Here is a 21,982-nt window from a genome sequence, read left to right as displayed (position 1 = left end):
TGTCCTGGCTGCTTTTCGGGATCCCAAGGTCTCTTCCAAAAGCTGTGGGGTGGCATAACAGAGGGATGAGCGCCAAACTAGCGGTGGTGCTCATGTGAGGATTGCAATGGAAGGCAGACCTAGGGCTAGGGTAGGGCGGCCTGTGCCGAAATCTCTGGAGACAAGGCAAAATGGCCGGCAACTTGCTCAACGGCGCCGACGCAGAGGTTCTTGGATCCCTTCACCGCGAAGCTCTAGGCAGTGGGGAACAGCGCTGGGATGGCTCTTGGGGGAGCGGATCCCGACGGCCCGCCAGCTTGACTTTCGCGCCGGCATGACCGGACTGGCTTTAATCATCGCCGTATTTGTAACAGGAGCACGTCTGGTTTATTTGCAACATCAACAGGCACCCCTGTTGCAGCAGCGAGCCGAAGCCCAGCAGCGAGCCCAGCTAAGACCTTTCATTCCTCGTCGCTCAATTGTGGATCGTCATTCTATTGCCAAGCAGCAGGCAGAATTGCTGGCCGTAGATCGCCCCGTCTATACTCTCTGGGCTCATCCCCGCCTCTTTGGCAAACGCACTCCAGAGGAAATTGCCACCGCTCTTGCTCCCCTGTTGCGGCGTCCAGTAGAGCAACTGGCGCAGCGGCTATCGGCCAATCAGGCAGTGCGGGTGGAGCGCTGGGTATCCCAGGAGGTGGCAGATCAAATTCAGGCTCTGCATCTGGATGGCCTGGAGCTGGTGAGCGAGCGGCAACGCATTTACCCCCAAAAAGAGATGGCCGCCGAGGTGGTGGGCTATGTGGATCTGGATCATCAGGGCCAAGCGGGAGTCGAATATTCCCGGCAAGAGCTGCTGGAGCGTACTGTTCAGCCTGTTACCATTCCTCGCGATGGCTACGGACGACTGTTGGCTGCCGAGGTGCCGGAAGGGCTGCTGCAATCCCGCGAGACGGTGCTGCAACTTACCCTAGATATGCGCCTGCAAAGAGCTGCCCGCGCTGCCCTGAAAGTGCAACTGGAGCGGTTTCGAGCCCTGCGGGGCACGGTGATTGTCCTCCAGCCACAGACAGGGGAAATCCTGGCGCTGGTGAGCGAGCCCACCTACGATCCCAACCGCTACTTCGAGTATGACCCCGGTCTTTTTCGCAACTGGGCCGTAACGGATTTGTATGAGCCGGGATCCACCTTCAAGCCCATCAACATTGCCATTGGGTTGGATGCTGGAGCCTTTACAGCAGATGAACGGGTCTATGACGAGGGTCGGATTCTCATCGGTCAGTGGCCCATTCAAAATTACGACTACCACCAGCGAGGGGCCCATGGCTGGATGAGCGTCACGGATATCCTGCGGCAATCCAGCAATGTGGGTATGGTACACCTGATGCGCAAGCTGGATCCCCGCCAGTACTACAATGCCTTGGTGCGGCTGGGGTTCAACGAGCGCAGTGGCGTGGATTTGCCCTTTGAGCCGGCCAGCCGTTTGAAACCGCTGCGACAGTTTGTTACGGTGCCGGTGGAGCGGGCCACTGTCGCTTTCGGCCAGGGGCTGGCCCTTACCCCTCTACAGTTGGCTGCCATGCACTGCATCATTGCCAACGGCGGACTGAAAGTGCAGCCCCATGTGGTGCGAGGCTTGGTGGAGAAGGATACGGATACTTTGGTTTGGGGATCCCCGCAGCCGCAGCCGGTGCGGGTACTATCCGAGCAAGCCACGCTGGCAGTGCGTATCCAAATGCGGGATGTGGTGGACTTTGGCACGGGGCAATCGGCCAAGATCGAGGGGTATGAGATCGGCGGCAAAACCGGCACTGCCCAGAAAGCCGGGCCACGGGGGGGCTATTTGCCCGGCAAGCGCATCACCAGTTTTGTGGGCTATTTCCCGGCCATTCGCCCCAATTACGTGATCTTGGCGGTGATCGACGAGCCCCAGGGGGAAGATGCCTTCGGCTCGACGACGGCTGCTCCCGTTGTTCGCTCGGTGATCCAGGAGATCATCGCCCTAGAGGGGATCCGCCCTAACTCTACTTAGCGCAGCCATAGGAACAAGGGGCGAAGGTGGATGCCAAAGGGGGCCCAGACCGTGAGGAAATGAGCGAAATGCCCATACCTCCGGATTGGCTCTTCCTGGAAAAAGCCATACTCAAGACTGGCCACCCACAGAGTCCGACTTAACCTCTGCACTCCTCCAGCTCAGCTTGGAGTTGAGGTAGAAGTTCCAGAATACAACAATACCGATGGCAATTAAGTTGGCCAACAAATAATGAATGCCCAAGCGCTCGCTCAGCAAGGTCACCAGTGAAGTGTTGAGAACCAAGCCAATTAAGCAGATAACGTTAAACTTCGCCAACCGCTTCAGGCGATTCAAGAGCCCCGGCTGCAAGCGGGTCACATGGCGAAAAGTCCACAGGTCGTTCCAGAGGAAGTTATTGAGAATGGCCACCTCCGAAGCAACCAGCTTACTGGTTATGAGATCCCATCCTAAGTTGGTGGGATCGTGCAAAACATAGAGCAAAGCCATGTCCACCAAGGTGCCGGATAGGCCAACCGTGCTGAAGCGCAAAAAGGATCCCACCTGCCCTAGCGAAAAGCGCAGCACCATCAGGTGGTGGAGATATTGGAGACAAGTTTGCAGTTGGATTTTGCTCTCCCCGTTTTGGCGCTCCTGAAAGATGTAGCCGACTTCAGCAATGGTTTTCACCCGGCCCCGCGCCAGCACCTCGATCAGCAGCTTGTAACCCTTGGGGTTGAGCGGGATCCCGGCAATGGCTTGGCGTCTGACCAGGAACAGTCCGCTCAACGGATCGGAAACACGGCTGAAGATCCCTGGCAGCAGAGCCAACCCGATCCATTGGGCCCCACGGGAGACGATGCGTCGGCCCAAGCTCCAGTGGCTCACCCCCCCCGACTCCGCATAGCGGCTGCCCACCGCCAGATCTGCCCCCTTCTGGATGAGCAGCCACAATTTGAGGATGATCTCCGGCGGATGCTGCAAATCCCCATCCATAACCCCCAGCACCTCTCCGCAGGCAGCCTGCCATCCTCGCACCACTGCTGTAGCCAGGCCCCGTTCCCGCTGCCGGCAGATAACGCTGAGTTGGGGAAACTCCTCCTGCAGCTCCTGGGCCAACTTGGCGGTGTGATCCGGGCTGTTGTCATCCACCACAATCAGCTCATAGGCCCCCGGTAGAATCGTGTCGAGGTGGGCGCACAATTGTCTGACCAAGCTGCCAATGCTAGAGGCTTCGTTGTAGGTGGGAATGACCAGCGAAAGTTGCACAGGGCTGGGGCAAGACAAAGGCGGGATCTGAAGAGGGACTACAGGGGGATGGGTGGATGAAGCAGGAGCTGCATAAGGCATAAAGACTCAGTCCCGCTGACGCGAACAGCAGGCCATCCAAAAACAATGAAACAAAGACTCTCAGCCCAGGGCTGCAGATCCCAGGACTGCCTTGGTTCACATTGGATCCACAGAACGATCCCCTATCGTACTGATCGATGAGCCGCAGGGCTAGACCTTTCTCCACCTACTTAGCTTCTGAGGACTCCGTCTCACTGACGCGAACGGGAGAGGTCACCTGGCTAAGGGGATCCCGTAGAGGGGCTCATCAACACCGGGATCTGGGCCTGAGCAGAAGGAGTCTCAGGCAGCGAGGGGGCAGGGGTGAAACTGGGATAAGGAATGCGCTCGTGGTTGGATTCCCGCCAGACCTCCACAAAAGCGTCCGCCACCACCTCCAAATCCTCCAGCGTCAGCCCACTGTCAACCAACTGGCCATCTTGCCAGCGGGCCTGGGCAATTTTGCGGACAACAGCCTTTGCCCGCTCGACCACATCGGGGCCGAAGCCATCGCTCAAGGTCATACTGCGCAGGGCGGCTTCACAGGCATCGGCCATCATCACCACCCCCGTCTCCTTGCTCTGGGGGATCGGGCCATCGTAGCGGAACGGTTCTTCGGGCACCGGCTGATCCCCGGCTTTCATCTGGGCTTGATGGTAAAAGTAGGCAATCAGAATTGTGCCCTGGTGCTCAGGGATAAACGCCTGGACGGCGGTAGGCAGGTTGTATTGCTTGGCCAGGCGCAGGCCATCGCTGACGTGGGCCTTGATGATCTGAGCGCTGCGATAGGGATCGTCCAGTTGGGCGTGGGGGTTGAGGCTGCCCATCTGGTTCTCGATGAAGTAGCGGGCCTGCAACATCTTGCCGATGTCATGGTAGAGGGTGCCGGTGCGCACCAGCTCCACGTTGAGGTTCAGCTTTTGGGCAGCCCGTTCTGCCAAAGTGGCCACAAACAGAGTGTGCTGAAAGGTGCCGGGGGCCTCTGCAGCCAGTCGCCGCAACAGGGTGCGATTGGGATTGCTCAACTCGATCAGACGAATGGGGGTGGCTAAGTCAAATAGGCGCTCCAGGTAGGGGCTGGCTCCCAGGGCAACAATGCTCCACCCCAGGCTGGTTCCCCCCGCCAAAGCCATAGCCAACAGGTCGATGCCGCCGGTGGCGGCCAAGCTAACCGCCCCGTAGGCCAGCATCTGCACCGCTGCCGCTCCTCCCCCCAGCAAGGCCAGCTCTTCTCGGGAGCGGGAACGCCCGGCCAAGGCAGAGGCCACCACACTGCCGGACAACAAGGGCACGACGGTGAGCAGGTTGGCAGAGGAGACCAAGGGCAAAAACAACGCCTGGCCCACCACCACCACCAGGCCCAGCCCTGCCCCGTAAAAACTGCCCAGCAACAGCCCCACCGCCGGCAAGGAGCTGAACTCCAGCTTGAACAAGGCCGCCAACAGGGGAGCGGTCAGGGAAACCATGAGGATCAACACTCGATCCCGGCGGCGCAATCCCGGCCTCAAGCGTTGTTGCAGAGGCACAAAGACAGCCAGGCCCATGCCCATCACGCCGGCCACTCCCACCAAGCCCCAGATGTTGATCCCGCGCTGGGTAAGCCCAAAGTGATCCAAGATGAGAAAAATTTCGGGAGTGATGACCTGATCTGCTCGCACGATCACCTGGTTCTCGGCAACCGAGATCAGAACCGGCTCGACTTTTTCCAGCTCGGCGCGAATGCGCTGCTCGGTGCGCTGGGGATCCACCTCCACATTGGGAATGAGCACCTGCTGCAGCCACTGATAGACCAGCCCTTGCAACTCCTGTCGTTGGGCAGCATTGCCCGGAAACATCAAATCGTCCAGTTGGGCTTGGATCCCTTCGGCGCGAACTTCGCGGGGCAGGCCATCCACAATCCCTATCTTCTGCAGGCGCTCCAAGACCCGCCGGCTCAAGGTTTGCAAATGCTGCCAATCCGCATCTGCCAAATTGAGAACTGTGGCCGGAACAGGGGGGGTGAGCTGCTCCAGAGCCGGCAAAGCCGCTTGATAGCGCCGTTGCGCCGCTTCCACCTGGGCAATTAGCTGAGTATAGGGATCCGTCCCCGCCATCTGGGTGGCCGATCCATCCAACCAAGCCCGCTGCCAAACCTCAACAAGCTCCTGCTTGGCCCGCTGCTCCAGCTGCTCCGGTCGCCCAGAAGAGGGCTCTTCTGAAGGAGATGGGGTGGCTCCGCGGATGGCCTCTTGTCGGGCGCGAGCCTGGAAGGGTTCCCACTCCTCCGGGGAAAGCTGGCGCAGGTAGATCTGCGTTGGCAGAGACAGCAACTGGACAGAAACATAGGGCAGAGGCCCTGCCTCTTGGCGGATGGCCTCCACCTCAGCCAGGAGACCCTCCAGGTTTTGCCGCATGCTGTCGTTGGCGGTGCTGTTGATTTTGAGGGCCTGAACCACCCGCCGTCGCGCCTCAGCTTGTCGGGCCTGGGTAGCCTCCACATCTTCAATCTCCGCCGCAGCAGGGGCGAGAAACGTCTGCGGGGAGCGGCTGCCGACGGTCAGTTGTGGTTCGTTGTAGTAGCGGATCCCGTGGACGGCAGTGAGGGAGAGAAGCGCGAGGGCATAGCCGGCAATCCGCTCCGAAAGGGGGGGCCTGCTCTTTCGAGGGGAAGCTGCCTGGCGTCGCCGAGTCCAGTGTTCCGCGTTCGCGTCGGTGGCGCGAAGGGCTTTGGGCGTGAGCGGGTTTTTCATGGATTGGCCTGGCAGCGTCTTTCTCTTTTCTATCCCCTTTTGGCCGGGTAGCCCAGGAAGAGGATCTCAATCGCCGATGGTAATCTGCCCCACCATACCTGCTTCTGCATGGCCGGGAATGGTGCAAACCAAAGCGTAGACTCCAGATTTCAGGGGAATAAATTGCCACTCCACCGAAGCGCCTGGCTTCAGTTCCAATTCTCGGATCTGGCCCTTGATTTCCACACCGGCCACTTCCAACTTACGGGTCCAAACGGCATCGGCAAAATCTTTGGCGCTGAAATAATGTTTCAATTGGCTGGGGTTGCTCAGGCGAAGACGGTAGAGGCTGCCGTTGTGAAAAGACAGTTCCTTGGGCGCAAACACCAACTGATTGTCGGCAGTACCCAACTCAATAACCTTCTCCTGCGGCGTTTGTCTGGAGAGATCCCGCGCCCATACCGGATGCGGGATCCCAATCATGAGAACCGATAGCCAAATTCCCAACACCAGGAAACGACAGAACCTGCTTAACATGGCAACACCATGGAATCAAAAACTCTCTCCCGCTGAGGGGAGTAGCTTGGAAACTCAAGATAGCAGCTCGAGCGGTGGGTGGAGAGATTTTGCCGCTGCGGCTGTCTAGCCCTCTACATCCGTGTAGAGCCGCACAGTTAGGGCTTCCCCTCCGTCTTCGGGTATTTCGCCCCTCATTTCAAGGGCTACCGCAGCGACGTAGCCACCGGCAACCTGAAGCGGTAAGGTCACCCAGCGGGAGTCCTCGCCCAAAGCTGCAGAGCCGGCCAGACCTCTGCCCGTTCCCTTCAGGAGTGCCTCTTTTTGTGTCCACATTTGGAAGAAGAGGGCATCTCGCTCTGGAGCTGGACAGTTGGCCAAACGGACTTGCTCAGCAGCCGAAAAATAGCGTTGGGCGATGCGCTGCCAGCGGAGCACAGGTCGAACCCATTCCAGATCCACTCCAATGCGGTATTGCCATCTCAGGCCGATCAGGACGCGCTCGTGGGAGTGGCTGAGGTTAAACTGCAGCGGCAGGGGTGGATCCCGCCAGTAGGGTTTGCCGGTAGAACTGTGGTCGAGGGGGATCGCCTGGGGTGGAATGCCGCTGTAGCGGCTGAGCAAGCTCCGCAACCCAAGACGACCGGCCAGAAAGCGGCACCGATCCGCCGGCAGTTGTAAACGCTCTGCCCGCCGACGTTCCTCAGGAGAAAGAAAGTCGAGCTGGGGGAGCAACTTCTCCAACGGGGGGACTGTCTGCAGCCAAAGGTGCGCCTCCGACTTCCCCAACAACGGCTGCAGGGATCCCCCTGTGGCGACTGCTACCTCGCTGAAGTTGGATCCAGGCAACTCTGAAAACTGAGGATGGGATAACATGGCCTTGAATTGGTGGGGCTGGCAACACCACCCAGACAGTACACCCTTTCCTGTACGCGCTCGCGAGACCTGGTCTGACCTGATGCCCTCCTTCCACTATCCCCCCCGTCCTGACCGTGTCCGCGCAGCTCGTCAGCAGGCTATTCGTCAGGGGATCCTCTGGCTGTTGTTGGGGTTCACGGCTGTGTTGGCGGGTTCTGCCGGTGCCCTCCTGGCCGTGATGTTGCCCCGTCAGGTGATCCCAACTTCCCTCACTCCTGCAGAACAAGAAGCCTTCCGTCCTGATGCCTTACGGGCTGCGGCTCTGGATCGCTCGTTGCATATCCTCATTCTCGGCACGGACAACCCGGATCCCAGCCTGGTCACAGAACGGGATCGCCTCAACACCCGCACCGACACCATTCTCTTGGCCCGCTTTGATCCCCAGGCGCGGCGGATTACCGTTTTGTCCATCCCCCGCGACACTCGTGTGCGCTTGCCTGGCTTTGGTGTGGCCAAGATCAATGCTGCCAACTTGGCAGGGGGCCCGGCGCTGGCGGCCCAGGTGGTCAGCCACTTGATGGGTGGGATCCCGATTGACCGCTACATTCGCCTCAATACCGATGCTCTGGAAGAGCTGATCGATGCGGTGGGCGGCGTGGAAATCTACGTGCCGGAACCGATGCAATACGTGGATCACACCCAGCAGTTGTTCATCCACCTGGAACCCGGCTGGCAACGCCTCAACGGAGAACAAGCCCACCACTTTGCCCGCTTTCGCCGCGATCACCTGGGATTGGGGGATATCGGTCGGGTGCAACGGCAACAGGAATTGCTGCGGGCCTTGAGCCGGGAACTGCTCTCCCCTGCTGTCTGGCCGCGGATCCCAAAGATTTTGCAGGTTATCCGCACCAACCTCGATACCAACCTCACCTGGGAAGAGGTTCTGAGCTTGGCCAAGTTTGTCCTCACCTCTGGGGGCGATCGCATCGACCTGGTGCTGCTGCCGGGCCGCTTCAGCCAGCCGGGAGAATTCTCCACCAGCTACTGGCTGCCGGATCCAGCCGGGATCCGACGGGTGGCCGTCTCCCACTTTGGCCTGGAGGCAGAGGTAGCCCGCATTCCTCCACACCGCCTGCGCATAGCCGTGCAAAACGCAACCGGAGAGCCGGGGATGGCCCGCCGTATGGTGCAAGAATTGGTGAGGCAAGGATACGTCCATGCTTTTGCTGTGGAAGACAGCACCCAGGTGCTGCAGCAAACGGAGATCCTCGCCCAGAGCGGGGATCGGGAGGGGGCTAAACAGATCCGCGCCGCCATTGGCCTGGGAGAAGTGCGGGTAGAATCTACTGGCGTTCTCAACTCCGATGTCACCATTCGAGTCGGCCAAGATTGGGCTCAACAGTTGGCTTTGGATGAAGCACTCCGCGCCGCTGACGCCAACGGCCAAACCCAAGCTCCGCCCGGAGCAGCTCAGCTCTAGAGAGCTGGTTCGGTTGCGAGTGCGGATTTCCGAAAAAGAGCCTGCTTGTCGGGGACTTTTCGGTCTCTGTAGATTAGCACTGAGCTTGTTTGAGTGCTGAGCCACCTATGACCGTGCTGGAACAGGGATCCATCACCATCCACACCGAGAACATCTTTCCCATCATCAAGCAGTCTCTCTACTCGGATCGAGAGATCTTCTTGCGGGAGCTGATCTCCAATGCTGCTGATGCCATCACCAAGCTGAAGATGGCCAGCCTTGCCGGCGAAGTGGCAGATCTCCCAGAGCCGGAGATTACGATTGCCCTCAACAAGGAGGCCAAGACCTTAGCGGTGGCCGATAACGGCATTGGCATGACTGCCGAGGAAGTGAAAAAATACATCAACCAGGTGGCTTTTTCCAGCGCTGAAGAGTTCATTCAAAAGTACAAGGGCAAAGACGCAGAGCAAGCAATCATTGGCCACTTTGGTCTAGGATTCTACTCCTCTTTTATGGTGTCGCAGCGGGTGGAGATCGACACCCTCTCCTATCGGCCCGGCAGCACGCCGGTGAAGTGGGCTTGTGACGGCACCACTACTTTTACCCTCTCCGATTCTGAGCGCTCCAGCATCGGCACCACCGTTACCCTTTACATCACCCCCGAAAACGAAGAATACCTGGAGCCAAGCCGCATTCGGGAATTGGTTCGTAAATACTGCGATTTCATCCCCGTTCCCATCAAGTTAAACGGGGAAGTGATCAACAAGCAAAAGCCCCTGTGGAGAACCTCACCTTCCGAACTCAAAGATGAGGATTACCTAGAGTTTTATCGCTACCTCTACCCCTTCCAAGAGGATCCCCATTTCTGGGTGCACATCAACACCGACTATCCCTTCATCGTGCAAGGGATCCTCTATTTCCCCAAGTTGCGCCCGGATATTGATCCCACCAAGGGTCAAGTCAAGCTGTTCTGCAACCAAGTCTTTGTCCAAGATAACTGTGAGGAAGTCATCCCCAAGTTTCTCCTGCCTCTGCGGGGGGCCATCGACAGCCCGGATATTCCTCTCAACGTCTCCCGCAGCTTCTTACAAAATGACCGCACCGTAAGGCGCATTGGGGATCACGTTGCCAAAAAGGTGGCGGATCGTCTCAATGAACTGTACAGGGAAGATTACGAAAAATACGTCAAGGTCTGGCCCGACATCAGCCTCTTTATGAAGTTTGGGGCGATGAACAACGACAAGTTCTTTGCCCAGATTAAGGATATTCTCATTTTCCGAGTGGCCGGATCCCCTGCTGACAAACCCGAATATGTGACCCTGAAAGCGTACCTGGAGCGCACCCGCGACAAGCAAAACAAGCGAGTTTACTACGCCACCGATGAGGCTGCCCAGAGTGCCTACATCGATCTCCACCGCTCTCAAGGACTGGAAGTGATCATGCTGGATAGCTGGATCGACAGCCACTTCAGCAGCTTTTTGGAGCGGGAATACAAAGAAGAAGGGATCCAATTTAAGCGGGTGGACTCTGAGCTGGATGAAACGCTGGTGGATAAAGACAAAGCCGCCGAAATTGTTGACCCGGTAACGCAAAAAACCCGCAGCCAAAAGTTGATCGATCTCTTCCGACAAGCCCTGGGCAAAGACAAGTTGCAGATCCAAGCAGAAGCTCTTAAATCAGAGTCGGTTCCGGCCATGATCTTGCTGCCGGAGACGCTGCGGCGCCTACAGGAGCTCAACGCCGTCATCCAGCAGAAGCCGCTGGAGTTTCTGGAAGAGCACACGCTGGTTCTGAACACGGCCCATCCCCTTATCCAAAACCTGCAGTCTCTTGCCGATCGGGGGCGGGATCCCGACTTGGTTCACCTCATCTGCAATCACATCTACGATTTGGCTTTGATTACCCAGAAAAGCTTTGACCCGGCAGCCGTGCGGGCCTTTGTGCAGCGCTCCAACGAAGTGCTGACTCGGCTCACCCGCCCTCAATAGGCAGCGCTGTCCAGGGTAGACTGCAGGGCTTCCGCTCCACCGGGCAGAGACGGACGGGATCCGGCCCCGTTGCCGCTGTGGCTGTAGCTGCCTTGGAGCACGGGGGCAACTTGGCGCATCAGAGTAGCCATCTCCAGGGCACTCATGGCGTATTCCCAACCTTTGTTGCTCTTGACCCCGGCCCGCTCCAGAGCCTGCTGCAGGGTATCGGCGGTGATGATCCCGAAAATAACCGGCACTCCGGTACGAAATCCTGCCGCCGCAATGCCTTTGGAGACCTCCGCCGCCACATAGTCGAAGTGGGGAGTTTGCCCGCGAATCACTGCCCCCAGGCAGATGATGGCGTCATAACGGCGAGATTGGGCCAGTTGGTGGGCCAGCAAAGGCACCTCAAAACTGCCGGGCACCCAGTAGTAGTCCACCTGCTTGCTCTCCGGGCCGACATCCACACCATGCCGCTTCAGCGCGTCCTGGCACCCCTCTAACAATTTGCCGGTGATTAGGTCGTTAAACCGACCGATGACAATGGCCAGACGCAGATCCTCCGTCTGAACAAAATTGCCCTCGTAAACTGCCATCTACGCTGCTCCAGATCTACCCAAGAGAAGAACAAGCGGGCCGACACGGCAAAACCACGCTTTCCCATCCTAATTCACTGAGGGAGCCACGGCGCAGACGCCCCGGCCTTCATGCCCAGAGGTACTGCTCGAAACGATGGCTTGCTGGCCCTCTTGGCATTCAACTTCCACCCCGCCTTGGCAACCATCTGGGCTGACTCAAAAGCGGGAAGGAACATCAACGGGTAATTGTTGGCCAGGGGAGAATTTTCCCATTGCTGCGCAACCCTGGGCGAATACAAATGGCGGTGTTTGTCTTCCTGGCCGTTTCTTTTGATAAAGATCTATTTTTGTGCGGAAAGACACACCTCTACCTGAGGCCAAGACCTAGCTTGGGTACATGACACAGCCGCTTTCTGAAATTGCCCGCGCCCAAGGGATCAACTACTTTCTGCTCTCTTTTACCGACCTGCTTGGGATCCAACGGGCCAAGCTGGTGCCTGCCTCAGCTATCGACTTCATGGCAGAGGGTCAGGCTGGATTTGCCGGGTTTGCTGCCTGGTTGGACTTGACGCCTGCAGACCCCGATGTGTTTGCCCAGCCGGAGCGCGAGCGCTTGTTTCAACTGCCCTGGCAGCCGGAAGTGGCCTGGATGCCTGCCGATCTAATTCAGGTCAACGGGGATCCCTTGCCACAAACCCCCCGCTGGGTATTGAAGAAGGTGTTGTCCCAAGCAGAAGCTATGGGCTTTCAAGTCAAGACGGGGATCGAATGCGAGTTCATGCTTCTGTCGCCCGAAGAGTGGGCCATTTCCGATGAGCGCGACCAGCAGGCCAAGCCCTGCTATGACCAGCAAAGTTTGATGCGGCGTTTTTCGGTGATCCGGGACATCTGCGATGGCATGCAGAAGCTGGGCTGGGATCCCTATCAAAACGATCACGAGGATGCCAACGGCCAGTTTGAGATGAACTGGCGGTTTGACGATGCCCTAGTTACGGCTGATCGCCACGCCTTTTTCAAATACATGGTGAAAAGCATTGCCGAAAAGCATGGCTATCGAGCTACCTTCATGCCCAAACCCTTTGCCCATCTGACGGGCAACGGCTGCCACACCCATATTTCTCTTTGGCAGGGGGAGCAAAACCTATTCGCCGATCCCCAAGGGGAATTGGGGCTTTCTCAACTGGCCTATCACTTCATCGGCGGGGTGCTACACCATGCACCTGCTTTGTGTGCCCTCACCAACCCGACGGTCAATTCTTATCGCCGCCTCAATGCCCCCGTCACGCTCTCTGGGGCCACCTGGTCTCCCAATACGATCAGCTACAGCGGCAATAATCGCACCCACGCCATTCGGATCCCGGATGCCGGGCGGTTTGAACTGCGTTTGGCCGATGCTGCCGCCAATCCCTACCTTTTGGCTGCCGGTCTCATTGCCGCCGGCCTGGACGGGATCCAACACCAACGGGATCCTGGCCCCCGCTGCGACAACAACACCTACACGGATCCCCTCCCCAATGCCCAAACGTTGCCCGGCTCTTTGGTCGAAGCCCTCAACCACTTAGACCAAAGTACCCTGTTCCGTAGCAGGCTGGGGGATCCCTTTGTGAATGCCTACCTCAAGCTCAAACGCCAACAGTGGCAGGAATACAACCGTCAGATCACGCCCTGGGAGCGGGAAACAACCTTGGATTGCTAGCCCGGTAGTTGTTGTTATCTCATTACACCTTGAGAGAGGGCTTCCAACTGGCCTGGAGTGACCCTAAACCTGGGCCAACTGGTGTTGAGCTGCCTGCCGCATCACCTCTACTGGCACAGGCTTGCCTCCCAGCCAAAGCGACAGGGCCTTGGCCCCCTGGTGAACCAGCATCTCCAGCCCACTGATGGGGGTATAGCCCAACTCGGCGGCCATCCGCAGCAGAGGAGTGGGATCCGGCACATAGATCAGGTCGTAGACGATGGCACCCGGAGACAGCAGGCACAGTTGCTCTCGGCTCAGGGGGGAAAGCCCTTGACCGGCGGGGGATCCCGGCTTGTGCATGCCCACGGGGGTGGTGTTGACCAAAAGCCGCGTCTGAGACAGGTAGCAATTCAACTCCGCCCAGTTCACCGTCTCCACCTGAGGCCAGGTCTGTTGCAAGGCCAGCAATGAGTTGGGGGATCGCCCCGCCACCCGCACCGGCCCCAGCCCCAACTCCAAACAGCCTTGGATGGCCGCCCGCGCTGCCCCCCCGGATCCCAGAATGAGAGTAGGGATCCCTTTTTCCAGACCCAGCAAAGGCTGCACAAAGCCATCGATATCGGTATTGGTGCCCGCCCACCCGCCCTCTGGCAAGGGGTAAACCGTATTCACCGCCCCCACCGCTGCTGCCCGCGATTCAATCTGATCGAGCAAAGGGAGAATGGCCTGTTTGTGAGGAATCGTCACATTAAACCCCCGCACCCCAATGGCCGCTAGCCCTGCCACCGCCGCCGCCAAGTGTTTTGGAGCCACCGGAAACGGCACATAGCAATAGTTTTCCCCCATAGCTGCCAAAGCAGCATTGTGCATGGCTGGGGATAAGCTGTGGGCCACCGGATCCCCGATTAGACCGAGCAATTGGGTGCTTCCCGAAATCCGACCGTCCACCGGCTCAGCCAACTCCTCAAGGGATCCCTGAAGTCACTTTAAAGACTACTGAGACTCCGACTCAACCCGCTGCAGAGTCTGCCGGTAGCGATGGCGCCAGCCGGCCAGAGATTCTTCCGAAATGTGGTCGATCAAGGTGCTCATCTCCGCCAGGATCTGGTAAACGCGGTCAAAGCTTTGTCGGGTTCGCTCTTCCTGTTCCGGTTGACGCGCCTGCACCATGTACAAGCTCATCTTGATGGTTTGCAGGCGGTTTTTGCCCAAATCTTCCAGCATTTCCCGAATTTGCCCGATTGCCTCCCGCCTCACCTGTCTCTGCCGCCGTCGCAACAGCCAAAAGAGGATCCCGTGGATAACCCCCACCAAAGTGGCGCTGACCGCCGTTGCCGTTTCTAGCGAAAAAGCGCTGCGGCTGGCCACAAAACCACTTAGCAGAATCACCCCTATTCCCACCGCTGTCAAGACTAGCTCAATGTTGTTTAGGAACCATCTTCCTGCTGGTCTCCAGATCCCAGATCCGGCCACTTGACCCTGAAGAATGCCCATCATAGCCTTTTGCACCTCCCTTCCGTCTCTCCCGTTCGCTCAGCCCATCGCTACCTGCTCAGCCGTCCCAAAGCCAGGCGCGGTCTTCTACGGCTCAGTTGACGCTTCAGACAAAGCTGCCGGAGTTTTCGCCGCCGCAAGCGCAAGGGTCTATGGGCCAGGGATCCCGCTGTGGACAGTTCCGGTGCAGAAGCCTGCATTTTTTGGCTGAGCTCTTGATGGTGTTGGCGGAGATCCTCAATCTGCCTGAGGCGAGTCTCCAGCTCTCGGCGCAGTTCGGCGTTTTCTTTTTCCAGACGCTGCAGGCGTTTCAGCAGCTCTGAGGACTCCGTTCCGCTGACGCGGTCGGAAACTGGGATGGGATGGGGAGCAGTCACCACCGAGCTGTGCACATTCCTGCTATCTCGCATAGCCTGGGCAGCCCGACGCAACAGAGCCACCCCCTTGGGATCATCGCTGTCCATGAGGCTGGCCGCTCCAAACTGGAGCTGCACCGGCAGCGCCCGCCCATTCACCACAAAGGGATCCTGAATCATCCGCTGACAGCAGCGTTCGGCAGCCATTTGCGCAGCAGCCAAGGTGCTCCCGGAGAGCAGAATGATAAACTGCCCCTCGTCGTAGCAAAACAGGTCGTCTCCATCGCGCAGGTTATTGGCCAAACGCTCCCTAAACAGTTTGAGCAGATCAGCCCGACCGTCAGCATCCAGCCCTTGTGCCAGAGAACCGAGGTTGGCCAAGCGCAGCACAAACAAGCTGAGGGGTTCCGATTGGGCACGGGCCTGGGCCACCCGCAGCGGCAAACGAGCCACCAAATCCTGACGGTTACCCACCTCCAAACCAATCGACTTGGGGGGAGAGGGAGGAGATTTTTGCCCAGTTTTGAGCAGATATTGCTGGCGGCGACTTTCTACAATGCGCAGCCCTGCCCGCACCCGCGTCAGCAGCTCTGCAGCCTGAAAGGGTTTGGAGAGAAACTCATCGGCACCTGCCTCCAAAGCCCGCTCCATGCTATCGTTGCCCTCGCGGGCAGTCATGATGATGTAGTACACCCAAGCATATTCCGGCAGTTGCCGCAGTTGACGGCACAGGTCTAGGCCGTTCAGAGAGGGCATGACCCAATCGGCAATGATCAGATCTGGGGGTTGGCGGCGAATTTGCTCCAGCGCGGAGAGGCCATCCAAAGCATAAGAAATACTGCAGCCCTGCTTGCCCAAAAAGTTGGACAGCATCTCTGCCACCATGTAGCTATCATCCACGATCAGTACACGGGCTTGCAGACTGCCGTCTTGGCTTCTGCCAGAGCCGAGTTTCGCCTTCTCAGGCGCAGGAGCTGCACTAGCGCTCTCCGGTCTGGGATCCATAGACAAACTGAGGCAGGATGGCGAGAAAATCCGGGAAAGCAAACTACCCGCAACTTTCCATCGCTATTCTAATGAATGTGGTATCTCCATCGTTATTCTGATGCGGTAGCGAACAGCAGCCGCTTCCACTTTGCCGAGTTGGTTAGATGGATTGAATCACTCTTGAATCACTGAGACTTCGCTCGTCCAGAGCCGCTGTCTGTTGCTGCCCAAGGCTTGCCCTGAGTAGGAATCTTTTGGCGGGAGAGCTGAAATCTATGTGGTGAACATTTGTGAATTATTCGAGGCAGCAAAGCAGAGGCTCAGTAACGGATCTCGAGGGTGACTTGGGCGCGCACGGTTTGCTGTCCCCCCTCCACCGGTGTGGATGCCGTTTCTAGACGGGCATAGTCGGCGCGGGCAAAGGGGATCGGCGGCGGGATCATGTAGCCATCGCTCTGAATCTGGATGCGCTCGACGGAACGGATGCTCAGGTTCAAGACCCCCAGCACATCCTGGGCTTGGCGTTGGGCATCTTTCACGGCTTGGGTTAGGGCGCGGCTGCGCGCTTCCAACAGGGTGGCATCGTCGGCCCGGAAACTGACCGATTCCACCTGGGTGGCTCCGGCGGCCACAGCTTCGTCCAGCACTTGCCCAGCTCTGGCCACAGGCACCTCGAATTGCAGACTGTTTTGCCCCTGTACGCCCGTTAGGCGAGGTTGGCCATCCCGATAGTCGTATTGCGGGTAGAGGGAAATGCCGGTGGTTTGTAGAGCGCCTACTTGCAGCTCCTTGAGGCGATTGACCAGCCGCTCTGAGCGTTCTGCCACCTGTTGTTGTACCGATTGCGCCGTCTCCCCTTGAATGACTACCCCCAAGCGAATGAGGGCAATGGAGTTCTCTACGGAGACCGATCCCTGTCCTGTAACCGTCAACATTCGGGATCCCTCACCAGGACTGGCCATCGCTCCACCTCCGGCGATTATGTTCCAACCCAACAGTGCCACCGCCAGTACCAGGCCCAGCCACGCCACTCCCTTCAGCCCTTTCCAACCCCTGATCCCGTTCATTGCTTTCCCCTTCTGTGGTTCAATCCCAGCCTACTCCCACCGCTCCTCAGCCTGATCCGACAAAAGCCCCAGCCACCAGTTCCCTAACCTCACCCAGCCGGTGCGTTCTTGCCCCCACGGATCCCGTATCCGCACACGGAATACCCGTTGATACTTGGAAGTGCTCCCGGAAAAAGGCCCCAGCCGCCAGTACCGTGCCTCCTGGCTCAACAGGGAGTAGCCCTGCTTTGCCGCCCACCGCTGCAGCAATTCTTGGCTGCGTCTTTGTTCCCAGACAAAAATTCCCATGAAAAGGGCAACAGCAACCGCTACCCATACTAGGGTCAATGCCAGCTCAGACATGGGGGTAGACAGCAAGGCTACTGCCCATCCTATGGGAGTTGCTCCAATGCTGGGATCCCCGGCTGCAAAAGTTCACCTTCGTTGCCTCACCCGCCCTCAGACCTTGGACAAAGAGATCCCTGCTTCAACCCATCAGGCCGTATGATCGAGGCAGGGTGGTCAAAACTTAATTTGTTCTCAATTTGTTAAGGTCTCTTTAAGAATGGCCGAATCGAAACTGCGACAACTGCTGCGCGATCTGGATGTTGAGCTGCAAAAAACCCCTGGCCTGGACGAAAAGCAGCGGCAGCAAATTGCCGCCATTCGCCAGGAAGTGGAGGCGGTGCTGGCCGATCTGGGATCCCGAACCGAGAGCAAACAGAGCCAAGGGCATAGAGATCGCATCGGAGAGGCGCTGGGCCTGTTCGAGACCTCCCATCCCAACCTTACCCTGATCCTGGAGCAGGTGATCGACACACTGGCAGGGATGGGTTTGTAGGTTCAGGGTCCGTAAAAGGGCTCACCAGAAAGCTCCCTTGCTTGCTAGCCTTGGTAATGCGTTGAAAGCTCCTGCTCTATGACCAGCACTCTCCACTCCACTTCGTTTAACACCGCCCGCTCCAAACAGATTTTTGCCCGGGCACAAAGTCTCATGCCGGGGGGAGTGAGTTCTCCGGTGCGCGCCTTCAAGTCGGTGGGCGGGGATCCCGTAGTGTTCGACCGCGTCTCAGGGGCCTACGCCTGGGATGTGGACGGCAACCAATACATCGACTACATCGGCAGTTGGGGGCCGGCGATTGTTGGCCACGCTCACCCCGAGGTCATTGAGGCTCTGCGCCGAGCTTTGGAGAAAGGCACCAGCTTCGGCGCCCCTTGCGTTCTGGAAAATGAACTGGCGGAGCGGGTCATTGAGGCGGTGCCCAGTGTGGAGATGGTGCGCTTTGTCAATTCCGGCACTGAAGCTTGCATGGCGGCGCTGCGCCTGATGCGGGCCTACACGGGTCGGGAAAAGGTGATCAAGTTCGAGGGCTGCTACCACGGCCATGCGGACATGTTCTTGGTGAAGGCCGGTTCGGGGGTGGCCACGCTGGGCTTGCCGGACTCCCCAGGGGTGCCCAAGGCAGCTACCAGCGCCACTCTCACTGCCCCCTACAACGACCTAGAAGCAGTCAAGGCCCTGTTTGAACAGCACCCCGACTCCATTGCCGGAGTCATCCTAGAGCCGGTGGTGGGCAATGCCGGCTTTATTCCCCCTCAGCCGGGCTTTTTGGAAGGGTTGCGGGATCTCACCCAAAAGTACGGGGCCCTACTGGTATTTGATGAGGTGATGACCGGCTTTCGCATCAGCTATGGCGGTGTACAGGCCAAGTTTGGGGTCATCCCCGATTTAACGACCCTGGGCAAGGTCATCGGCGGCGGCCTGCCGGTGGGGGCCTACGGCGGTCGGCGAGAAATTATGGAAATGGTGGCTCCAGCGGGGCCGATGTATCAGGCAGGGACTCTTTCCGGCAACCCCCTGGCCATGACAGCAGGGATCCAGACGCTGGATATTTTGCGCCGCCCGGGCACCTACGAGTATCTGGAGCGGATTACCGAGAAGTTGGCGACGGGGCTATTGCAGATCGCGCGGGAAACGGGGCATGAGATGTGCGGGGGCTATCTGCCCGGCATGTTTGGCTTCTTTTTTACTGCCGGCCCAGTGCGCAACTACGAAGAGGCCAAGACTTCCGATCTGCAGAAATTTGCCCGCTTCCATCGCGGCATGTTGGAGCGGGGAGTCTATCTGGCGCCCTCGCAATTTGAGGCCGGCTTCACCTCCCTGGCCCACACAGAGGCCGATGTGGAGAAAACTCTAGCCGCCGCGCGAGAGGTGTTGAGCACCCTCTGAGTTGACAATTACCCCCTCGCGAGCCGGGATCCCTGCTATGGCCGAGCATATCCATCGCAACTGGAGCATCACCACCCAAGCTACAGAGAAGGGGTTTATCTTTCGCTGCCGGCTGCTCCAGCAAGATGGCTCTTGCGAGTCGGAGATTGGCACCAAAGCCTACGGCTACTTTCAAAACGAGGCCGAAGCTATTCTGGCGGGCATGGTCTGGATCGACCGGCAGCAACTGCCAGATCACCTAGACGGTCTACTGTTTGACAATGAGGAGCCGGAAGGTTAGATAGGGGCTTCTTCTCGCACCAGCCGTTCCCAACCCAAGCCTTTGAGGGCTGCATTGCGCCGCAGCGGTCGGGTCACCAGCTCCAGCAGAGCTTGGGCGTTGCCGAAGCCGTGGATCTGAGCGAAGGTAAACTCCACCGACCACTTGGTGGTTATCCCGCGCGCCTCTAGGGGGTTGGCGTGGGCCATACCTGTGATCACCAGATCCGGCTGCAGGGCCTTGATGCGCTGGATTTGGTTGTAGTTATCCGGCTTTTCTACGATGGTGGGCTTGGGCACTCCCATCTCTTCGCAGGTGCGCTCCAAGAGGGCCAGCTCAGCCGCTTGGTAGCGTTTGTCCATGTAAGGGATCCCGATTTCCTGCACCGTCATGCCGCAGCGCACCAAGAAACGGGCCAGCGAGATCTCCAGCAGGTTATCGCCCATGAAGAAAACGCTTTTGCCCCGCACCAGCTCCAGATAATCCCGAACTTGGGGATGGCTCCACACTTCCGCTTCCCGCTCTGCCAAGCCTTGAGTTGGGATCCCCAATTCGCGGGCAATGGCTTCTATCCAGGCGCGGGTGCCATCCGGCCCGATGGGAAAAGGAGCGGTGATGAGCTTAGCCTTTTTACGGCGTACCAGCGTGGTGGCCGTGCGGCTGAGGAAAGGATTCACCCCCACCACGTAGGTGCCCGGCTCGATGGCCGGCAGCTCCCCATAGCGTTTGGCCGGCAACCAGCCGGAGACGCGGATCCCGTGTTTTTTCAGCTCCAGGGTGAGTTGGGTCACCACCGGATCGGGCACCGAGCCGAAGATCACCAAGGGGGGATGCTTGTGGAAGCCTTCCTCCTCTTTCTTTTTTCCGGAGCGGAGCCCGTAGAAAAGGGCCTGGAGACCCCCGCGGGTTTCCTGCTCCTCTGCCCGCACCTGCTCTGGGCAGCGCTGAGCCATCGAGGCCAAAACCGTATCTTCCCCTTGGGTAAAGGCGTAGTCGAGGCCATTGGCCCGGGCCACCACAATCGGGATCCCAATCTCCCCCTCCAGCTTCTGGGCTAGGCCCTCCAGATCCATTTTGATGATCTCGGTGGTGCAGGTGCCGATCCAGACAATCACGCTGGGATTGCGATCCCGCTGAATTTGCAGGCACAGCCGCTTCAGCTCCTCATAGTCGTTGAGCTTGGCGCTAATATCCCCCTCTTCCAGCTCCGCCATGGCATAGCGGGGCTCGGCAAAGATCATCACCCCCATGGCGTTTTGCAGAAAGTAGCCACAGGTTTTGGTGCCGATGACCAAAAAGAAGCTGTCTTCAATTTTTTGATAAAGCCAAGCTACACAGCTAATCGGGCAAAAGGTATGGTAATTGCCGGTTTCGCACTGAAAGTTAAGGGCGTTGGCACTATCCAAAGCAGCATTCATGCTCGTCTCCTAAAAACATAAAAGAAGGGAACGTTGCCAACTAGAGGGCTACCAACTGGGGCACACCCACCAATTTTTCGCTGAGATCCCAAAGCAATTTGGCCTTGGCATCGTCTGCCGCCTCGTCAGAGACTTCTTGGTTAAAGGGCTTGGCATTCTTGCGTTGCCGGTTACCCCAGCTCCAGTAGAATCCCGACCGACGAAACTCGGGATCGGCCACCACTTGGGCCACCCGCTCTCCGGCCAATTCCTGAGAAACAAATCCGCCCGTGATGTTTTTTTGAAACCAGGGGAAAAGTTTTTGAAACAGGGGATAGTGATGGCGGAACAGAGCCGTGGTGGCTACACACCCCGGATAGAGAGAGAGGAACGTGATGCCTGTGCTCTCATGGAAGCGGCGGTGTAGCTCGCGCATGGTGAGGATATTGCAGACTTTGCTGTCTTTGTAGGCTTTCACCGGATCGAATTTGCCGCCATCGGCCATGCTGATGGGATCCTTAAAGCCCTGGGCAAATCCCCGCAGATCCCCCAGGTGGGGTTGGGGTGGGATCTTACCCCCCAGCTCTTTGGGATTGTGGGTAACCGTGCCCAAGATCACCAGCCGCCGATCTGGATAGGTGGAGCGTTTCAGATCCTCCAACATCAAATGGCAGAGCAAGAAATGCCCCAGATGGTTGGTGGCCATGGTCAGCTCATATCCTTCCGGGCTGCGCAAGGGCTGCTTGAGCAAGGGCATGTAGATGGCGGCATTACAGACCAAGGCGTCCAAGGAACGGCCCCAGTTGCGGAACTGCTCGACAAACCGCCGCACGCTGGCCAAGCTGGCTAGGTCGATCTGCATCAGGGTATAGCTGCCCTGGGGGATCCCCACTTGCTGGGCCGCCCGGTAGGCTTTGTCCAGATCCCGACAGGCCATCACCACGTGCCAGCCGCGCTTGGCCAAGGCCAAAGCTGAGTATAGGCCAACACCCGAGGAAGCTCCGGTAATCACGACGGTGGGTTGCTCTTGTCCTTGCATATCCAACTCCTGTGCCATTTCCTTCCCAAAGCGGGATCCCTACAGGATCCATCTTGGGGGGGAAAGCGGATCGGACAACAAATTGATA

General features: G+C 58.4%; 20 protein-coding genes. 8 read left to right on the top strand and 12 right to left on the bottom strand.

Annotated features, from left to right (window positions below):
- Positions 1 to 170 precede the first annotated feature (170 nt).
- Both NW842_RS00935 and NW842_RS00930 read left to right on the top strand, forming a co-directional pair.
- Complete coding sequence (locus NW842_RS00935) at positions 171 to 317, top strand: hypothetical protein (RefSeq protein WP_414344636.1); 147 nt, start codon at positions 171 to 173, stop codon at positions 315 to 317.
- Positions 266 to 2,011 carry a peptidoglycan D,D-transpeptidase FtsI family protein gene (locus tag NW842_RS00930; protein WP_414417291.1) on the top strand — a complete coding sequence of 582 codons (1,746 nt, stop codon included), beginning with the start codon at positions 266 to 268 and terminating at the stop codon, positions 2,009 to 2,011. Before NW842_RS00935 ends, NW842_RS00930 begins: the two co-directional genes overlap by 52 nt.
- A gap of 111 nt (positions 2,012 to 2,122) precedes the next feature.
- On the opposite strand, the gene NW842_RS00925 is transcribed toward NW842_RS00930, so the two are convergent.
- The 4 genes from NW842_RS00925 to NW842_RS00910 form a co-directional block, all read right to left on the bottom strand.
- Entirely contained in the window at positions 2,123 to 3,340 is a 1,218-nt protein-coding gene (locus NW842_RS00925) for a glycosyltransferase (protein ID WP_414417290.1), read from the bottom strand.
- 221 nt (positions 3,341 to 3,561) lie between these two features.
- The gene (locus NW842_RS00920; RefSeq protein ID WP_414356594.1) at positions 3,562 to 6,048 is read right to left on the bottom strand and encodes an HD family phosphohydrolase; all 2,487 of its coding nucleotides are present in this window, start codon (positions 6,046 to 6,048) and stop codon (positions 3,562 to 3,564) included.
- Positions 6,049 to 6,114: 66 nt separating this feature from the next.
- A complete protein-coding gene (locus NW842_RS00915; protein WP_414356592.1) occupies positions 6,115 to 6,564 on the bottom strand; it encodes a plastocyanin/azurin family copper-binding protein in 450 nt (149 codons plus the stop codon).
- A 105-nt stretch (positions 6,565 to 6,669) separates the two neighbouring features.
- A complete protein-coding gene (locus NW842_RS00910; RefSeq protein ID WP_414356591.1) occupies positions 6,670 to 7,419 on the bottom strand; it encodes a 4'-phosphopantetheinyl transferase family protein in 750 nt (249 codons plus the stop codon).
- On the opposite strand from NW842_RS00910, the gene NW842_RS00905 reads away from it, so the two are divergent.
- The gene (locus NW842_RS00905; RefSeq protein WP_414417289.1) at positions 7,418 to 8,881 is read left to right on the top strand and encodes an LCP family protein; all 1,464 of its coding nucleotides are present in this window, start codon (positions 7,418 to 7,420) and stop codon (positions 8,879 to 8,881) included. The two genes, NW842_RS00910 and NW842_RS00905, sit on opposite strands and share 2 nt — an antisense overlap.
- Before the next feature lie 107 nt (positions 8,882 to 8,988).
- Positions 8,989 to 10,848 carry a molecular chaperone HtpG gene (gene htpG, locus NW842_RS00900; protein WP_414417288.1) on the top strand — a complete coding sequence of 620 codons (1,860 nt, stop codon included), beginning with the start codon at positions 8,989 to 8,991 and terminating at the stop codon, positions 10,846 to 10,848.
- Here the strand turns inward: htpG and ribH are convergent.
- Entirely contained in the window at positions 10,842 to 11,426 is a 585-nt protein-coding gene (ribH, locus tag NW842_RS00895) for a 6,7-dimethyl-8-ribityllumazine synthase (protein ID WP_414383161.1), read from the bottom strand. The two genes, htpG and ribH, sit on opposite strands and share 7 nt — an antisense overlap.
- A 379-nt stretch (positions 11,427 to 11,805) precedes the next feature.
- Between ribH and glnT the strand changes: the two genes are divergently transcribed.
- Entirely contained in the window at positions 11,806 to 13,104 is a 1,299-nt protein-coding gene (glnT, locus tag NW842_RS00890; protein WP_414417287.1) for a type III glutamate--ammonia ligase, read from the top strand.
- Between the two features lie 63 nt (positions 13,105 to 13,167).
- Here glnT and NW842_RS00885 read toward each other — a convergent pair whose 3' ends face one another.
- From NW842_RS00885 to NW842_RS00865, 5 genes are all read right to left on the bottom strand, one after another.
- A complete protein-coding gene (locus NW842_RS00885) occupies positions 13,168 to 14,034 on the bottom strand; it encodes a shikimate dehydrogenase (protein ID WP_414417300.1) in 867 nt (288 codons plus the stop codon).
- A 45-nt stretch (positions 14,035 to 14,079) separates the two neighbouring features.
- The gene (locus tag NW842_RS00880; RefSeq protein WP_414344808.1) at positions 14,080 to 14,583 is read right to left on the bottom strand and encodes a hypothetical protein; all 504 of its coding nucleotides are present in this window, start codon (positions 14,581 to 14,583) and stop codon (positions 14,080 to 14,082) included.
- Between the two features lie 47 nt (positions 14,584 to 14,630).
- Complete coding sequence (locus tag NW842_RS00875; protein WP_414417286.1) at positions 14,631 to 15,836, bottom strand: response regulator; 1,206 nt, start codon at positions 15,834 to 15,836, stop codon at positions 14,631 to 14,633.
- Between the two features lie 407 nt (positions 15,837 to 16,243).
- Positions 16,244 to 16,990 carry an SIMPL domain-containing protein gene (locus NW842_RS00870; RefSeq protein WP_414417285.1) on the bottom strand — a complete coding sequence of 249 codons (747 nt, stop codon included), beginning with the start codon at positions 16,988 to 16,990 and terminating at the stop codon, positions 16,244 to 16,246.
- Positions 16,991 to 17,020: 30 nt separating this feature from the next.
- Entirely contained in the window at positions 17,021 to 17,332 is a 312-nt protein-coding gene (locus NW842_RS00865; RefSeq protein ID WP_041436348.1) for a hypothetical protein, read from the bottom strand.
- A gap of 202 nt (positions 17,333 to 17,534) precedes the next feature.
- On the opposite strand from NW842_RS00865, the gene NW842_RS00860 reads away from it, so the two are divergent.
- The 3 genes from NW842_RS00860 (at position 17,535) to NW842_RS00850 (ending at position 19,479) form a co-directional block, all read left to right on the top strand.
- Complete coding sequence (locus NW842_RS00860; protein WP_414417284.1) at positions 17,535 to 17,810, top strand: DUF4404 family protein; 276 nt, start codon at positions 17,535 to 17,537, stop codon at positions 17,808 to 17,810.
- Positions 17,811 to 17,888: 78 nt separating this feature from the next.
- Positions 17,889 to 19,199 (top strand): glutamate-1-semialdehyde 2,1-aminomutase, encoded by a 1,311-nt coding sequence (hemL, locus tag NW842_RS00855; RefSeq protein WP_414417283.1) that lies wholly within the window; start codon positions 17,889 to 17,891, stop codon positions 19,197 to 19,199.
- Between the two features lie 37 nt (positions 19,200 to 19,236).
- Entirely contained in the window at positions 19,237 to 19,479 is a 243-nt protein-coding gene (locus NW842_RS00850) for a hypothetical protein (RefSeq protein WP_414373570.1), read from the top strand.
- Here the strand turns inward: NW842_RS00850 and NW842_RS00845 are convergent.
- Both NW842_RS00845 and NW842_RS00840 read right to left on the bottom strand, forming a co-directional pair.
- Entirely contained in the window at positions 19,476 to 20,876 is a 1,401-nt protein-coding gene (locus NW842_RS00845; RefSeq protein ID WP_414373572.1) for a ferredoxin:protochlorophyllide reductase (ATP-dependent) subunit N, read from the bottom strand. The genes NW842_RS00850 and NW842_RS00845 overlap by 4 nt on opposite strands.
- 40 nt (positions 20,877 to 20,916) lie before the next feature.
- On the bottom strand, positions 20,917 to 21,894 hold the full coding sequence (locus NW842_RS00840; protein ID WP_414349746.1) for a protochlorophyllide reductase: 978 nt from the start codon (positions 21,892 to 21,894) through the stop codon (positions 20,917 to 20,919).
- Between the last annotated feature and the right edge of the window lie 88 nt (positions 21,895 to 21,982).

Source organism: Synechococcus sp. R55.4 (assembly GCF_047461935.1).
In the GTDB taxonomy this organism is placed as follows: Bacteria; Cyanobacteriota; Cyanobacteriia; order Thermostichales; family Thermostichaceae; genus Thermostichus.
This window is presented reverse-complemented; position numbering and strand designations above follow the sequence as displayed.

Excerpts from the sequence above, each read along its gene's own strand:
- NW842_RS00850 (WP_414373570.1), top strand. The coding sequence starts at position 19,237 with ATGGCCGAGCATATCCATCGCAACTGGAGCATCACCACCCAAGCTACA.
- NW842_RS00860 (WP_414417284.1), top strand. The coding sequence starts at position 17,535 with ATGGCCGAATCGAAACTGCGACAACTGCTGCGCGATCTGGATGTTGAG.
- NW842_RS00905 (WP_414417289.1), top strand. The coding sequence starts at position 7,418 with ATGGCCTTGAATTGGTGGGGCTGGCAACACCACCCAGACAGTACACCC.
- NW842_RS00925 (WP_414417290.1), bottom strand. The coding sequence starts at position 3,340 with ATGCCTTATGCAGCTCCTGCTTCATCCACCCATCCCCCTGTAGTCCCT.
- hemL (WP_414417283.1), top strand. The coding sequence starts at position 17,889 with ATGACCAGCACTCTCCACTCCACTTCGTTTAACACCGCCCGCTCCAAA.
- NW842_RS00845 (WP_414373572.1), bottom strand. The coding sequence starts at position 20,876 with ATGAATGCTGCTTTGGATAGTGCCAACGCCCTTAACTTTCAGTGCGAA.
- NW842_RS00840 (WP_414349746.1), bottom strand. The coding sequence starts at position 21,894 with ATGCAAGGACAAGAGCAACCCACCGTCGTGATTACCGGAGCTTCCTCG.
- NW842_RS00910 (WP_414356591.1), bottom strand. The coding sequence starts at position 7,419 with ATGTTATCCCATCCTCAGTTTTCAGAGTTGCCTGGATCCAACTTCAGC.
- NW842_RS00920 (WP_414356594.1), bottom strand. The coding sequence starts at position 6,048 with ATGAAAAACCCGCTCACGCCCAAAGCCCTTCGCGCCACCGACGCGAAC.
- ribH (WP_414383161.1), bottom strand. The coding sequence starts at position 11,426 with ATGGCAGTTTACGAGGGCAATTTTGTTCAGACGGAGGATCTGCGTCTG.
- NW842_RS00865 (WP_041436348.1), bottom strand. The coding sequence starts at position 17,332 with ATGTCTGAGCTGGCATTGACCCTAGTATGGGTAGCGGTTGCTGTTGCC.
- NW842_RS00915 (WP_414356592.1), bottom strand. The coding sequence starts at position 6,564 with ATGTTAAGCAGGTTCTGTCGTTTCCTGGTGTTGGGAATTTGGCTATCG.
- NW842_RS00935 (WP_414344636.1), top strand. The coding sequence starts at position 171 with ATGGCCGGCAACTTGCTCAACGGCGCCGACGCAGAGGTTCTTGGATCC.
- NW842_RS00870 (WP_414417285.1), bottom strand. The coding sequence starts at position 16,990 with ATGAACGGGATCAGGGGTTGGAAAGGGCTGAAGGGAGTGGCGTGGCTG.
- glnT (WP_414417287.1), top strand. The coding sequence starts at position 11,806 with ATGACACAGCCGCTTTCTGAAATTGCCCGCGCCCAAGGGATCAACTAC.
- htpG (WP_414417288.1), top strand. The coding sequence starts at position 8,989 with ATGACCGTGCTGGAACAGGGATCCATCACCATCCACACCGAGAACATC.
- NW842_RS00880 (WP_414344808.1), bottom strand. The coding sequence starts at position 14,583 with ATGATGGGCATTCTTCAGGGTCAAGTGGCCGGATCTGGGATCTGGAGA.